General features: G+C 66.0%; 13 protein-coding genes. 7 read left to right on the forward strand and 6 right to left on the reverse strand.

Annotated features, from left to right (window positions below; all coding sequences use genetic code 11):
• Positions 1-18 precede the first annotated feature (18 nt).
• Both SARO_RS19230 and SARO_RS19235 read left to right on the forward strand, forming a co-directional pair.
• Complete coding sequence (locus SARO_RS19230) at positions 19-540, forward strand: hypothetical protein (RefSeq protein ID WP_011906917.1); 522 nt, start codon at positions 19-21, stop codon at positions 538-540.
• Between the two features lie 273 nt (positions 541-813).
• Positions 814-1,140 (forward strand): GIY-YIG nuclease family protein, encoded by a 327-nt coding sequence (locus SARO_RS19235; RefSeq protein WP_041550427.1) that lies wholly within the window; start codon positions 814-816, stop codon positions 1,138-1,140.
• A 148-nt stretch (positions 1,141-1,288) separates the two neighbouring features.
• Here the strand turns inward: SARO_RS19235 and SARO_RS19240 are convergent, their stop codons facing one another.
• From SARO_RS19240 to manD, 3 genes are read right to left on the reverse strand one after another with little or no spacing between them, the layout of a single operon-like run.
• Positions 1,289-2,188, reverse strand: coding sequence for a sugar kinase (locus SARO_RS19240; protein ID WP_041551647.1), 900 nt, complete (start codon positions 2,186-2,188; stop codon positions 1,289-1,291).
• On the reverse strand, positions 2,189-3,709 hold the full coding sequence (locus tag SARO_RS19245) for a hypothetical protein (RefSeq protein ID WP_011906919.1): 1,521 nt from the start codon (positions 3,707-3,709) through the stop codon (positions 2,189-2,191).
• 4 nt (positions 3,710-3,713) lie between these two features.
• Positions 3,714-4,922: a mannonate dehydratase gene (gene manD / locus SARO_RS19250; RefSeq protein WP_011906920.1), complete on the reverse strand. Its 1,209-nt coding sequence runs from the start codon at positions 4,920-4,922 to the stop codon at positions 3,714-3,716.
• 101 nt (positions 4,923-5,023) lie between these two features.
• Here manD and SARO_RS19255 point away from each other — a divergent pair, with 101 nt between their 5' ends.
• From SARO_RS19255 to SARO_RS19265, 3 genes are read left to right on the forward strand one after another with little or no spacing between them, the layout of a single operon-like run.
• On the forward strand, positions 5,024-5,776 hold the full coding sequence (locus SARO_RS19255; protein WP_011906921.1) for a FadR/GntR family transcriptional regulator: 753 nt from the start codon (positions 5,024-5,026) through the stop codon (positions 5,774-5,776).
• A 27-nt stretch (positions 5,777-5,803) separates the two neighbouring features.
• The gene (gene uxaC, locus SARO_RS19260) at positions 5,804-7,204 is read left to right on the forward strand and encodes a glucuronate isomerase (protein WP_011906770.1); all 1,401 of its coding nucleotides are present in this window, start codon (positions 5,804-5,806) and stop codon (positions 7,202-7,204) included.
• On the forward strand, positions 7,201-8,583 hold the full coding sequence (locus SARO_RS19265; RefSeq protein WP_011906771.1) for a mannitol dehydrogenase family protein: 1,383 nt from the start codon (positions 7,201-7,203) through the stop codon (positions 8,581-8,583). Before uxaC ends, SARO_RS19265 begins: the two co-directional genes overlap by 4 nt.
• Positions 8,584-8,589: 6 nt before the next feature.
• On the opposite strand, the gene SARO_RS19270 is transcribed toward SARO_RS19265, so the two are convergent.
• Positions 8,590-9,693 (reverse strand): zinc-binding dehydrogenase, encoded by a 1,104-nt coding sequence (locus tag SARO_RS19270; protein ID WP_011906922.1) that lies wholly within the window; start codon positions 9,691-9,693, stop codon positions 8,590-8,592.
• Complete coding sequence (locus tag SARO_RS19275; protein ID WP_011906923.1) at positions 9,690-11,294, reverse strand: GMC family oxidoreductase; 1,605 nt, start codon at positions 11,292-11,294, stop codon at positions 9,690-9,692. The genes SARO_RS19270 and SARO_RS19275 overlap by 4 nt, the downstream gene beginning before the upstream one ends.
• Positions 11,295-11,452: 158 nt before the next feature.
• Here SARO_RS19275 and SARO_RS20820 point away from each other — a divergent pair, with 158 nt between their 5' ends.
• Positions 11,453-11,665, forward strand: coding sequence for a ferredoxin (locus SARO_RS20820; protein ID WP_011906924.1), 213 nt, complete (start codon positions 11,453-11,455; stop codon positions 11,663-11,665).
• Positions 11,662-12,894 (forward strand): cytochrome P450, encoded by a 1,233-nt coding sequence (locus tag SARO_RS19280; protein WP_011906925.1) that lies wholly within the window; start codon positions 11,662-11,664, stop codon positions 12,892-12,894. Before SARO_RS20820 ends, SARO_RS19280 begins: the two co-directional genes overlap by 4 nt.
• A gap of 3 nt (positions 12,895-12,897) precedes the next feature.
• Here SARO_RS19280 and SARO_RS19285 read toward each other — a convergent pair whose 3' ends face one another.
• The gene (locus tag SARO_RS19285) at positions 12,898-13,587 is read right to left on the reverse strand and encodes a hypothetical protein (RefSeq protein ID WP_011906926.1); all 690 of its coding nucleotides are present in this window, start codon (positions 13,585-13,587) and stop codon (positions 12,898-12,900) included.
• Positions 13,588-13,710: the final 123 nt, after the last annotated feature.

Genomic DNA, 13,710 nt, shown 5'->3' on the forward strand with positions numbered 1-13,710 from the left:
AATTGCTCCTCTGCAAACATGGAAGTGCCAGCGCAGTCGCATCTCAAGTCTATGTTGGAGCGATTGGCAATGAGGTCGCTTGGTGGCCGGAGTCGGTCGTGGGTAGGAGCTAAGCCGACCGGTGATTCTGTGATCGCGATGATTGCCTCTAATGTGGGCTTGGATGCGCGTGGTCGGGAGGATGATTTTCATCCGCTCTCGACGGAAGATGCCTCGATTTGGTTGATGCTCTTCGCGACGCAGTCGCTTCTGCACGGCGAGCAACCAATCCCTGCGGGCATTCATGATGAAATTACCGAAAGCCTTCGGAAGCTCGGTTCGGACGCGAAGTTTTTCAGCAAAGGATATTGGCGACAGACGCGCCGTTTTAAACACTATGAACCAGTAGGCTTCGAAAGCGGTTGGGATCAACGACGACACCATTTGCTTTTTCAGGGAAACAGCGATCCGTTGCCGCCGATTGACGTATTAGAAGACGGGGGACTGATCGGCTTCGACGATACCACTGCCTTTGTATTTTGGGTCGAAGAGGACGATTGAAAGCTTATCTGAGTCTTAGGCTCAAGTCGCCGCCTCAATGATAAACGTCCGCTAGCGCGTCGTGTCCTGACAGGCCGCATTTGGGCACGAAGGCCGGAAAGCCGCCATTCGACGCCATCCTGAACAAGCGGCAACTATCGGTTCGCGTGCCTTGATGCTCTAGAGGCGGGAAAGGGGTGAGAAGCGGACATATCCTCCACCAACCCCCCGTCGCCCCGTGCTTGACACGGGGCTTGGCTTTTCTTGCGACCCCGCGTTTGGCATGATGGCCGGATGGAAAGGGGTGGCTGGGTCTACATCATGGCAAACCGCTATCGTGGCGGGATGTACGTTGGTGTTACCTCCGATCTCATTCGGCGCGTGTGGCAGCATCGTGAAGGTGTAGGCTCAAGCCACGTGGACGACTTTGGTAAGACGAGGCTGGTCTACGCCGAGCGCCACGAAGAGATCGAACCCGCCATCGCCCGCGAGAAACTGGTCAAGAAATGGCGCCGGGAATGGAAATTCGCGCTGATCGAAGCAGGCAATCCCGATTGGTTGGACCTCTGGGAGCAGTGGTATCCGGCGGCGATGGCTTTGCGGGGCGTCGTTGAAAGGTAGCCAAGCCCCGTGTCAAGCACGGGGCGACGAACGTGTTGCGTTGCGGTGGCGTTCACGTCCGCTAAGTTGTCGTGTCCTGACAGACTGCTTTTAGCGAAAAATGGCGGATAGCTGTCGTTCCCACCATCCGGGAATTTGCCCACGCGCCCTAAAAATCCCGCACCGGAATCGCGCCCCGGCGCATGATCGTCCAGCCTGCCAGCGCATGGCCTGCGATTGCGGCCTGTGCTGGCGCTTCGCCACGAAGGCGCGCGCCGAGGTAACCGGCGTTGAAGGCATCGCCCGCGCCGCTGGTATCGACGGGGGCCAGCACGCGTTCGGGGGCGACGATTGCGCCATCGGGCAGGCGGCAGCCTTCGGGGCCGAGCTTGACTACGGTTTCGGCGCAGCCAAGGCCCTGCCAGTGCGCGGCAACGGCATCGGCACCGGTCTCGCCCGAAAGCATGGTCTCGTCCTCGAGCGTCGGCAGGCCGAGGCTGGCGACAGCAATGGCGGCATCGCGCGCGGCTCGGGCGGTCTGCCAGTCGGGCCAGAGGCGAGGGCGGTAGTTGCCGTCAAACGCGACAAGGCCGCCGCGCGCACGCACCTTGCGGGCAAGCGAGATCAGCGCCTGCCGACCCTCTTCGGGCAGGATTGCCAGCGAGACCAGCGAGAATGCCAGGAGATCGGCGGTGGCGGCACTCTCCAGCGCGGCTTCGATACCTGCGCAACCGAACAGCTTTCGCGCTGCGCTTTCGCCGCGCCAGTAGGTGAAGCTGCGTTCGCCCGCTTCGTCGCAGGTGATTGCGTAGAGCCCGGGATTGCGAGCGGGATCGGCAAGGACGAGAGTGGTATCCAGCCCTTCGGCCCTCCAGCGGGCCTTCAGGTCCTCGCTGAAGAGGTCGGTGCCAAGCGCCGTCAGGTAGGCCACATCCAGGCCGTTGCGGGCGAGATGGATCGCGGTGTTCAGCGTGTCACCACCATAGGCCAGACGCCAGCTTGAATCACCTTGGCCTGAGCCGTCTTGCGACAGCTCCAGCATGGCTTCACCGACAAGGACGACGCGCACTTATCGGCAGGCCGGGTTTGCCGCGCCGGGAATGGCGTAGAAGGCGATGGACTGGCCGGGAAGAGTGACCTTGCCTGCAACGGGAGCGCCATCGAGCCCGGTCAGCTTGAGGTCTGCCGAGAGGGCAGGGGCCTTGCCATTGACCAGTACGGTGCGGGTATCGAGCGGCTGGCCGGTCATGGTCCAGCCAAGGCCCTTGCCCCCAAGGCCGATCATCTGCGCGGCCTCGCCGGTGTTGAGCGCCATGACCGCAACGCCGCCGGGCTTGCCCGCAAGGCAATGCGCATAGAGCCGCAGCGCGGGAGAGGGCGAGCGCGGCGATGCCAGCACGGTGCTGCCCATCGTGCGCTTCCACAGCACGGCGCCCCAGTAGTTGGGACGCGGGGTCAGGGTGTCGCGATCGATCAGCGCATAGTCGCTGGCGGCCAGCGTGTTGTGCATGACCACCTGCAGGCCCTGCTGGGCGAGGGCTGCGTTCTGGTTGAGATAGCGGAAGGTATCGAGGAAGGTCGAAGCCCAAGGGGAGCCGCCGCAGGCGGCTTGCGCCGTTTCGGTGTTCCACATCGGCTTGCCGGGTTCGAACCTGTCGCGAAGGGCCGCGTAGTATCGATAGTCGCGCACGGTGAGGTCGAGCCACTTGGCGGTGAGCGCGTCGTGCTTTTGCGCCGTGCCGATGCCAAGGCCTGCACAGCGCTGCGAGACGGAGCCGTAGAAGTGGTAGGAGACCCCGTCGACGCTGTTCGGGTTGGCCTGCATCATGTCTTCGCTGCTGACGTGGCTGCCCATTTCCGCGGGCACCGGCACGTCCTTGAGCAGGCCGGCTTCGCCGACGCCGCCGACGCCGAGGATCTTCATGTCGGGCACGGCCTTGCGCGCCCAATCGCGGAACAGGCGGAATTCTGCGCCATAGTTGGCCGCCGTGTAGCCCTTGGGCATCTGCGGTGCGGCGCTGGGCATGTTGGCTTCGTTGAAGAACTCGGCAGCATAAAGCTCGCCGCCAGCATCGCGGGTGAGGTCGACGAGGCGCTGGGCTTGCGCCGGCGTCCATACGCCATTGGCATCACGCGTGCCGTTGCTGACGGCGAAACTTGTGACGATGCGGGCATCGACGGCCTTGGAGAAGGCGACGACGCGTCTCCACTGGTCGCGCTTCAGGACTTGCACGAAGCCTGCGGGCGGAGCGGGGAGGTTCTCGCCCTCGGCTTCGAGATAGGTGTTGTTGGCCCAGGTGCCGCTGACGCGGACGAGGCTGGGGCCTAGCGCCTTGGCCAGCGCGACAAGCTTCGGGTCGGTCAGGTCGATCGGCGGGCGTTGGCGGTAGCGTTCGTCCGCCGACCCGCCATAGGGTGCCCAGAAGCGGCCGCCGGTCACTTCGACCATCTCGATGTTGTAGGACTGGTAGCGCTCGTTGACCGTGCCGAGCTTGGCGAGGGTGCCAAGCTGAAGCGAGGGGGCGGGCGCAGGTGCTGCGCCGGTGAGGGCGACGAGGGCGGTTGCCGAAAGAAGTGCCTTGCGCATCATGATCTTACCAGTTCCACATCGTGCCGTCTTCCAGCCGGGCAACCGGCAGGTAGGCGGGCTTGTAAGGGTATTTGGCAGCCAGTTCCTCGTCGATGTCGACGCCGTGGCCGGGGGTTTCGCCGACGAACAGCTCACCCTTCTCGAACCAGTAGTCGTGCGGGAACACCGCGTCGGTCTCCTCGGTGTGGCGCATGTATTCCTGGATGCCGAAGTTGGGCACCCAGGTGTCGAAGTGAAGCGCGCAGCCCATCGTCACCGGCGAAAGGTCGGTCGCGCCGTGGCAGCCGGTGCGGACCTGGTAGAGGCTGGCAAGGTCGGCGATGCGGCGCAGGTGGGTGAGGCCGCCCGCGCCGACGACGGTGGCGCGGATGTAGTCGATGAGCTGGTTCTGGATCAGGTCCTTGGCGTCCCAGATCGTGTTGAAGATCTCGCCCACGGCGAGCGGGGTGACGGTGTGCTGGCGGACGAGCCTGAAAGCTTCCTGGTTTTCGGCAGGGGTGCAGTCCTCCAGCCAGAACAGCTGGTAGGGTTCGAGCATCTTGCCGAGGTTGGCGGCTTCCTGCGGGGTGTAGCGGTGGTGGCCATCGTGCAGGAGGTGGTGGTCGAAGCCGTAGGTCTTGCGCAGTTCCTCGAACAACTTTGGCACGTAATTCAGTGCCTTGCGCGTGTCCCAGCCGGTGACCGAGGGGAGGCTGGCATCGGCCGGTTCGTAGTAGAGCTTGCCGCGACCCACGCCATAGGCGTCCTTGATGCCGGGCACGCCGGTCTGGGCGCGGATCGCCTTGTAGCCCATGTCGATGTAGTGGCCGACGGCCTCCACCGTCTCTGCGATGTCCGAGCCGTTGGCGTGGCCGTAGACCATGATCCCGTCGCGGCTGCGTCCGCCCAGAAGCTGGTACAGCGGCATGCCGGCCATCTTGGCCTTGATGTCCCACAGTGCCATGTCGACCGCGGCGATCGCGCGCATCGTCACCGGGCCGCGCCGCCAGTAGGCGCCGCGATAGACATACTGCCAGATGTCCTCGATGCGGCGCGGGTCCATGCCGATGAGGCAAGGCGCGACGTGTTCCTGCAGGTAGGCGACGACCGAGAGTTCGCGCCCGTTGAGCGTGGCATCGCCGATACCGTAGACGCCCTGATCGGTCTCGATCTTGAGCGTCACGAAGTTGCGGCCCGGACAGGTGATGATGACGCGGGCGGCGGTGATTTTCATGACTCGGAAACTCGCTTTGGATAGCCGAATGTGGTAATACCGATTGACTGACCAATTTCGGTCTGTCAAGTTCAGAAAATTGGTATTACCAGAAGGACGCCATGGCGAACGCAAAATCGAACGACCGGCTCTACCAGGATCTCGCCCGCTCGCTGCTCGAGGAGCTGGCCAGTGGACGATACCCGGTCGGAACCCGGCTTCCGGCCGAGCGCGACCTGGCGCTGCGCTACGATGTCAGCCGCCCGACAGTCCGTGAAGCGATCATCGCGCTCGAGGTGCAGGGGCTGGTCGAAGTGCGGATCGGTTCGGGCGCCTATGTGAAGCGCCTGCCCGGCGACGAGGATCGTCCCGGCTTCAACGTGACCGCTTTCGAGCTGACCGAGGCGCGCCTGCTGTTCGAAGGCGAGGCGGCGGCGTTGGCCGCGACGCAGGTCAACGATGCCGATATCGCCGAGATCGAAGTGCTGGTGCAGCGCATTGCCGAGGAAAACCAGGACCCCAACGGCACCGAAAGCGCCGACCGCGAATTCCATCTCGCCATTGCGCGCGCGACGCGCAACGTGGCGGTCTACAACGCGATCGAGCACTTGTGGGACCTGCGCGCGACCTCGCCCGAAGCGGCGCTGCTTCACGAGAAGGCGCGCCATGCACAGATCAAGCCGGTGGTGGAGGAGCATTCAGCGGTGCTGGAGGCATTGCGTGCGCGCGATCCCAATGCTGCGCGAGCAGCGATGCGCGCGCACCTTGCGGCCGTGCTCGACGGATTGCTCTTCGCCACCGAGGAGCGCGCGCTGGCAGAGGCGCGCAAGGCGACCCAGGCCAAGCGCGAGCGCTATTCGCGTGCGACGGCCTGACATTCACGGACCATCGAAAGAGTAGAAATGCCCCGCGAACTTGAGCTTCATCCGGACCGGTTGCTTCCGGTGGATCCATCGGTGCGTGGGTTGGCGCGGGAGTTGTATGCGAGCGTGCGGGGTCTGCCGGTGGTGAGCCCGCACGGGCATACCGATCCGCGCTGGTTCGCGGGGAACGGGACCTTCGGCAACGCGACCGAGCTGCTGCTGGTGCCGGATCATTACGTGTTCCGCATGCTCTACTCGCAAGGGGTGGCGCTGGAGGACCTCGGCGTGCGCAACCGGCAGGTCGACCCGCGCGCGGCGTGGCGGCTTTTTGCCGAGCGCTACTGGCTGTTCCGGGGAACGCCGTCGCGCATGTGGCTCGACTGGGTCTTCGCCGAGGCCTTCGGCATGGGCGTGCAGTTGTGCGCCGGGACCGCCGACCTCTACTTCGACACGATCACCGAGATGCTGGCCAGCGACGCCTTCCGCCCGCGCGCGCTGTTCGAACGGTTCAACATCGAGGTCCTGGCCACGACCGAGAGCCCGCTCGACAGCCTCGAGCATCACGCCGCGATCCGGGCTTCGGGCTGGAAGGGCCGCGTGATCACCGCCTATCGCCCCGACCCGGTGGTCGATCCCGACTTCGAGGGCTTCGGCGCCAACCTCGACCTGCTCTCGCACCTCACCGGCGAGGATTGCCGCACCTGGACCGGCTATCTCGCCGCGCACCGCCAGCGCCGCGCCTTCTTCGCGTCGATGGGCGCGACCAGTACCGACCATGGCCACCCGACCGCGGCGACCGCCAACCTCCCTGCCAGCGAGGCCGAGGCCCTGTTCGGCAAGATCGTCGCGGGCGCCTTCACCCCCGCCGAGGCCGAGCTGTTCCGCGCCCAGATGCTGACCGAGATGGCGGCGATGAGCCTCGACGACGGGCTCGTCATGCAGATCCATCCCGGATCGTTCCGCAACCACAACGCGCAGGTGTTCGAACGCTTCGGGCGCGACAAGGGCGCCGACATCCCCACCCGCACCGACTTCGTCCATGCCCTGAAGCCGCTGCTCGACCGCTTCGGCAACGAGCGCGACCTGTCGATCATCCTCTTCACGCTCGACGAGAGCGCCTATGCCCGCGAACTCGCGCCGCTTGCCGGGCATTATCCCTGCCTCAGGCTCGGCCCGGCCTGGTGGTTCCACGACAGCCCCGAGGGCATGCGCCGCTTCCGCCGCATGACCACCGAGACGGCGGGCTTCTACAACACCGTCGGCTTCAACGACGATACCCGCGCGTTCCTCTCGATCCCGGCGCGGCACGACGTGGCGCGGCGGATCGACTGCGGGTTCCTCGCCGAACTGGTCGCCGAACACCGCATCGAGGACTGGGAAGCGGCGGAGCTGGCCCGGGACCTGTCGTACGATCTGGCGAAGAAGGCGTACCGCCTGTGACGCAAGCCGCGAGACTTTCGCCCGAAGCCCTGGCGAGCCTTCCTCCCGCCGTCGCGCGACCGCTCTACGACAGGGACGCGCAGGCCGTGGGCATCGTCCACTTCGGCATCGGCGCGTTCCACCGCGCGCACCAGGCCTGGTACACCGACGCCGCCATGAACCTGGGGGACCGCGACTGGGCGATCACCGGCGTCTCGCTGCGCTCGCCCGGCGTGGCGCGGCAGATGAACCCGCAGCATGGGCTCTATGCCCTGGCCGAGCGTTCGGGCGAGGGCACGCGCCTTCGCGTCGTGGGATCGGTGCGCAATGTCCTCGTCGCCAGCGAGGAGCCGGAAAGCGTGATCGCCGCGGTTGCCTCGCCCACGACCCGCGTGGTCAGCCTGACCGTGACCGAGAAGGGCTATTGCCGCGGCGAGACCGGGGATCTCGACTTCGAACTCGCCCATTCGCTGAGCTTCTACTACTTCGTCGCGCAAGGCCTGCTCGCCCGGCGCAAGGCGGGGCTGCCCGGCGTGACCCTGCTGCCGTGCGACAACCTTGCCGACAACGGCGCGAAGCTCGAGCGGCTGATGCGCCAGTACCTCGAACGCCACGAGCCCGATCTCGTCGCATGGTTCGAGGCGAACTGCACCTGCCCCTCGACCATGATCGACCGCATCGTCCCCGCGACAACGGACGAGGACCGCGCGATGGTGGCGGACGCGCTGAACGGGCTGGACGATCAGGCCTGCGTCGTGACCGAGCCGTTCAGCCAGTGGGTGATCGAGGACCGCTTCGCCGGCCCGCGCCCCGGGTGGGAAGCGGTCGGCGCGCAGCTGGTGCACGAGGTCGGCCCCTACGAGACCGCCAAGCTGCGCATGCTCAACGGCGCGCATTCGCTGCTCGCCTACTGCGGCCTCGCGGCGGGCCATGCCTGCGTCCACGAAGCGATTGCCGATCCGGCCCTGCGCCACCTCGCCATCCGCCTGATGCGCGAGGAAGCCGCTCCGACGATCACGCCCGCGCCCGGCCAGGACCTTGCCGCCTATGCCGACGCGCTGATCGACCGCTTCGCCAATCCCGCGCTCGACCACCGCCTGATCCAGATCGCGATGGACGGCAGCCAGAAGATCCCCCAGCGCTGGCTCGAGACGCTCGCCGCCAATGCACGGGCCGGTCGCCAGTGCCCCGCGATCCTCGCCGGCATCAAGGCCTGGCTCCACCACCTCACCGGCGCCAACGGCCCGGTAGACGACCCCCTCGCCACACGCCTCACCACCCTCGCCACACGCCACCCAAACCCCGCCGACACCGCAAAAGCCATCTTCACCCAAAACGGACCTCTCGACGGAACATGGCTACCAACACAACATGACCTCAACACACTCAAGGAAACCTGAAGGGGCCTAGCTCTCGTTGCGGGCGAAGGAGACGACCGTGCGCAGGGCTTCGCCGCGCTTCATCAGCGCGAAGCCGTTGTTGACTTCGCGCATCGGCAGGCGGTGGGTGACGAGGTCGTCAAGGTTCAGCCGCCCTTCGGCATAGTGGTCGAGCAGGCCGGGTAGCTGGCTGCGGCCCTTCATGTTGCCCATGAATGATCCCTGGACGCGGCGGCCGAGCTGGAGCTGGAAGGGCACCAGGCTGAGCGCTGCGCCATCGGGCGGCACGCCCAGGACGACGGTGCAGCCCCAGCCGATCCGGGTGGATTCGAAGGCCTGCTGCATTAGCTTGATGTTGCCCGCGCATTCGAAGGCGAAATCGCATCCGCCGCCGGTGAGCGCCCGGATGGCATCCACCGGGTCGGCGTTGCGCGCGTCGATGAAATCGGTCATCCCGAAGCGGCGGCCTTGCGCATCGCGCAATGGATTGATGTCGACCCCGATGATCCGCGAGGCTCCGGCAAGGCGCGCGCCTTGCACCACATTGAGGCCGATTCCGCCGAGGCCGAAAACCGCAACCGTCGCGCCTTCGCCGACATCGGCGGTATGGAGCACGGCGCCGACGCCGGTGGCGACGCAGCACCCGACAGTGCAGGCTAGCTCGAACGGAACGTCTTTGCGGATCAGCGCCACGTTGCGTTCGGCCGTGACGATGAACTGGGCGAGCGAGCCGACGCCGGAATAGGCCGAGACGCGCTTGCCGCCCAGCGAGAAGGGCGTGGGCTGGCTTGCCATGTCGGCAAGGAAGGCCTCGCACAAGTTGGTCAGGCCCGAACGGCAATTGCCGCATTCGCCGCATTCCCCGATGCCGAGCGGGACGACATGGTCTCCGACGCGGAGCGAAGTGACGCCCGGGCCGACTTCGCGCACCACGCCGGCGCCTTCGTGGCCGACGACGATGGGGAAGGGATAAGGCGCGGCCACGCCCTCGAGCTGGCTCAGGTCGGTGTGGCACAGGCCGCTTGCCATGATCTCGATCAGGACTTCGCCGGGGCCGGGCGGGGCAAGGTCCAGTTCTTCCTCGACCAGCGGGGCTCCGGGGGCGTGGCAGACCATCGCGCGAGTCTTCATGGGCGGGAATCCTTCGAAAGAATGAGGTCGGCGGCCTTTTCGGCGATCATCGCGACGGGGATGGCGGTGTTGCCGCCCGGAAGGTGCGGCATGACCGAAGCATCGACCACCCGCAGGGCTGCAACGCCGTGGACGCGCAGTCGGTCATCGACCACGGCCATCGGATCGCGACCCATGCGGGCGGTGCTGGTGGAGTGATAGTCGGCCTCGGCGGTGGCGCGGATATAGGCGTCGATCTGCGCATCGGATTCGACCCCGCTGCCGGGCGCCAGTTCCTCTCCGCGCATGATGTCGAAAGCGGGCTGGGCGAAGATGCGGCGGGCGATGCGCACGCCTTCGCGCATGGCGCGGCGGTCTTCCTGAGCGGCGTTGTAGTTCTGGTCGATGACCGGCGGCACTTCCGGATCGGCGCTGGCGAGCGTGACCGAACCCCGCGATTGCGGGCGGGCGACGTTGATATGGGCGTAGAAGCCGTGCATCGGCACCATCTCGCGCCCGTTCTGCGCGAAGAGCGCGCTCACCAGCAGCATCTTGATGTCGGGTTCATCCAGCGAGGGATCGGAGCGGACCATGCAGGCGACGGACATGCCGGGATCGGCGAGTGGACCTCGGCGCAGGAGGGCATACTGGGCCATGGCGAGCGCGCCGCGCAGGGGATTGAGATAGCGCAGCATCGACCAGGGCTTGGTCGAGCGGTACTTTACGTGGGCGGCGAGATGGTCTTGCAGGCCCTGCCCGACGCCGGGAAGATCGTGCAGGACCTGAATGCCGTGTTCGGCAAGGTGCGCGGCCGGGCCCAGTCCCGAGAGCATGAGGATTTGCGGGCTGTTGATCGCGCCTGCCGAAAGGATCACCTCGCGCGCGGCCAGTGCCAGCCGGTCCGCGCCCTTGCGGCGGAAGATCACGCCGGTGGCGCGGCCGTTCTCGATCACGATGCGGCGGGTATGCGCCTGGGTCAGGACGGTGAGGTTGGGCCTGCCCTTGGCAGGGCGCAGGTAGGCGGACGAGGCGCTGGAACGGCGACCCCGGCCGACGGTAAGGTCCACCGCGCCGAAGCCGTCGCGCGAGGCGCCGTTGAGATCTTGCGTCAGGGGGTAGCCGGCTTCGGCGCCCGCCTTGAGGAAGGCCTTCGCAAAGGGATGGTCCTGCGCGGCGCGGGTAACCTGGATCGGGCCACCCCTACCGTGCCATTCGTCCTCGCTGGGCAGGTAGTTCTCGAGCTTGCGGAAATAGGGGAGGACATCCTCGAATGACCAGCCCCGATTGCCCGCCTGTGCCCAGCGATCGTAGTCCGAATGGAAGCCCCGGTCATAGGTCATGCCGTTGATGGAGGAGCCTCCACCAAGCACCTTGCCGCGCGGGAGATAGAGCACGCGGTCGTCGAGATGGCGTTGGGGCGCGGACACGTAGCGCCATGCGTGGGCGCCCGACATCATGATCGGAAGCAGCCCGCCGGGAGCGGCGATCAGCGGGCTCCTGTCGGAGCCGCCCGCCTCGAGCAGCAGGACGCGGGTGGCGGGATCGGCGGACAGGCGATTGGCGAGGATGCACCCCGCGACGCCGCCGCCGATGATGACGAAATCGAACTCGAACCTCTCCATTCCAGCACGGTGGCTTGGCGCGTCGGGGTTCGCAACCGGCGCGTGGCGCGGGCGCGCTTAGATGGCGCGATCTGCGCATTCGGGCGCGACGGGCGCATCCGGGGCGCTTGGAAACGCGGGGCACACGGGACTAGCCCAAGGGGGAGAAGGAGGCCGGAATGCGAGTCATTGCCAATCACGCCCTTTGCCAGGGCCATGCCCGATGCGAGGATCTCTGCCCTGAAGTCTTCGCGACAGACGCGGTCGAGGGGAAAGTCGTCCTGCGGATGGAGGAAGTGCCCGAGGCGCTGGAGGCGAAGGTCCGTCTGGCGGTGCGCAACTGCCCGGAAGGTGCCCTGCGCGTGGTGCGTTCGGAAGGAGCGGAGGCATGACGCTGCTGTTCCAGCCATCGCCGCCTGACCACGTACCGGGGGAACGCATGGTCGACTTCGACATGTTCCACGTGCCCGAAGGGCAGGACGACCCGGTAGAGATCTGGCACGACCTCGTGCGGCGGGGCGTACCGCGTATCTTCTATACGCCGCGCAATGGAGGACACTGGGTGTTCCTCGACTATGCGGACATCGTCGAGGCCTATCGCGACCATACGGTGTTCTCGACCTACCAGACGCCGGTGCCGCCGATAGAACCGTTTCCGGTGGTGCAGCCGCAGGGCGTCGACCCGCCGGCGCACAACGTGTTCCGCCGGTTGCTCGCTCCGATGTTCACGCCGACGGCGGTGCGCGGGATGATCGGGGAACTGGAGCGGCGGGCAAGCGAACTGATCGACCGGTTTGCCGCGCGGGGCGAATGCGATTTCATTACCGAGTTCGCCGAGCGGTTCCCGACGAGCACGTTCCTCCATCTCTTCGGACTGCCCGAGGAACAACTGGATGCCTTTCTGGCTCTTGCCAACGTGTTCTTCCGTAGCACCGACGCAGAGACGCGGGCGCGCAACATCGGCGAGATATATGCCGTGCTCGACACGCTGTTCCGCGAGAAGGAGCGCAATCCCGGAAACGACATCGCCAGCGCCATCGTAGCGGCGCGGGACGAGGAAGGACGACAGCATCCGTGGGAAGACATCCTCAACTGCGGGTTCCTGCTGTTCGTGGCCGGGCTGGATACCGTGACAAACACGATGGCCTATATCTGGCGCTACCTGGCGACCACGCCCGCCGCGCGGCGGCACTTTCGCGAACGGCTGGACGATCCCGACGCATTCCTGCGCGCCATCGAGGAGTTGATGCGAATCAACGCGGTGTCGAACCTGTTTCGGCGGGTGACGCACGATTGCGAGTACAAGGGCGTGCAGTTGCGCCGCAACGACCGCGTGGTGCTGCCCAACACGGTCGCTAACCGCGATCCGCGCGTGTTCAGCGATCCACAGGCGATCGATCTCGACCGCGAGGTGAACGTCCACCTGACGTTTGGCGTCGGCCCGCACCGCTGCATCGGCTCGGTGCTGGCCAAGCGCGAGGTCATGGTCTCGCTTCAGCAGTGGTTGCGGCGGATTCCGGAGTTTGAACTGGCCCCGGAGCAGCCTGCCGGATCGGCATTCGGCGGATCGGTGATGGGGTTCACAGCGCTGCGGCTGCGTTGGGTCCGGGTCGAGGCATAGCGGCTAGAGTTCTACCACGGAAAGGATGTGGCTGCCCTGGTCGGGGAAGACGTAGTCGAATTCGAAGTACATGCGGTCGCCCAATTGGCCGGCGCGGACGAGGTCGGTCTCGACGAAGACCTGCACGCCGCCCCGGCCATAGGCGTAGCGGGTGGCGTTGCCGAAGACGGGCGAAGCGTCGAGCCGGGCATCGACCGCTTCGTCGCCGCGCCGTGCGCGGTTCATGCCGATGCCGATGCGGCCCTTGAAGTCCGGGTCGTTGGTGGCGAGATCCTGAAGGGAGAGGACCATCTCTTCGAGTTCCTCGAGCGACGGGACGAGGAAGCCGAAATGAAAGCTGGCCTCGTAGTCCTGCGCCATCATCGCGCGGTAGCCCGCGACGGCTTCGTGTTCCGCATCGGTGCCGACGCCGAGTGCCGAGTGGATAGCCTCGATCAGGCGAAGCTGGGCTTCGGGAAGGCACGACAGGTAGACGATGCCATCGCCCCGCGCGAAATGCTCCTGGCTGACGACGAAGCGGTAGAAGTTTCCGCCCGGCAGGGGCAGCATCTGGGTTTCGTGCAGGCCCATGAGCGAAAGCAGGCGCGCGGCAATAGGGCCGTCCGAAGGCTTGCCGTAATGAAGGGCGAGATGGCCCATCGTGATGCCGTTGTCAGCGACGGTGGTGGACGCGGGTTCTGCGGTCGTTGCCATGGGGAGCCTCTCCTGTTTGGCCACGAGGATAGCGGCAGCGGAAATGGGGTGCAATGTTTTGTGAGCGACTGCTTACAATAAATGCGTACCGTTGCCGGTGATGCGGTGCGACTAGCATTGCTA

The sequence above is a fragment of the Novosphingobium aromaticivorans DSM 12444 genome (assembly GCF_000013325.1).
Classification (GTDB): Bacteria; Pseudomonadota; Alphaproteobacteria; order Sphingomonadales; family Sphingomonadaceae; genus Novosphingobium; species Novosphingobium aromaticivorans.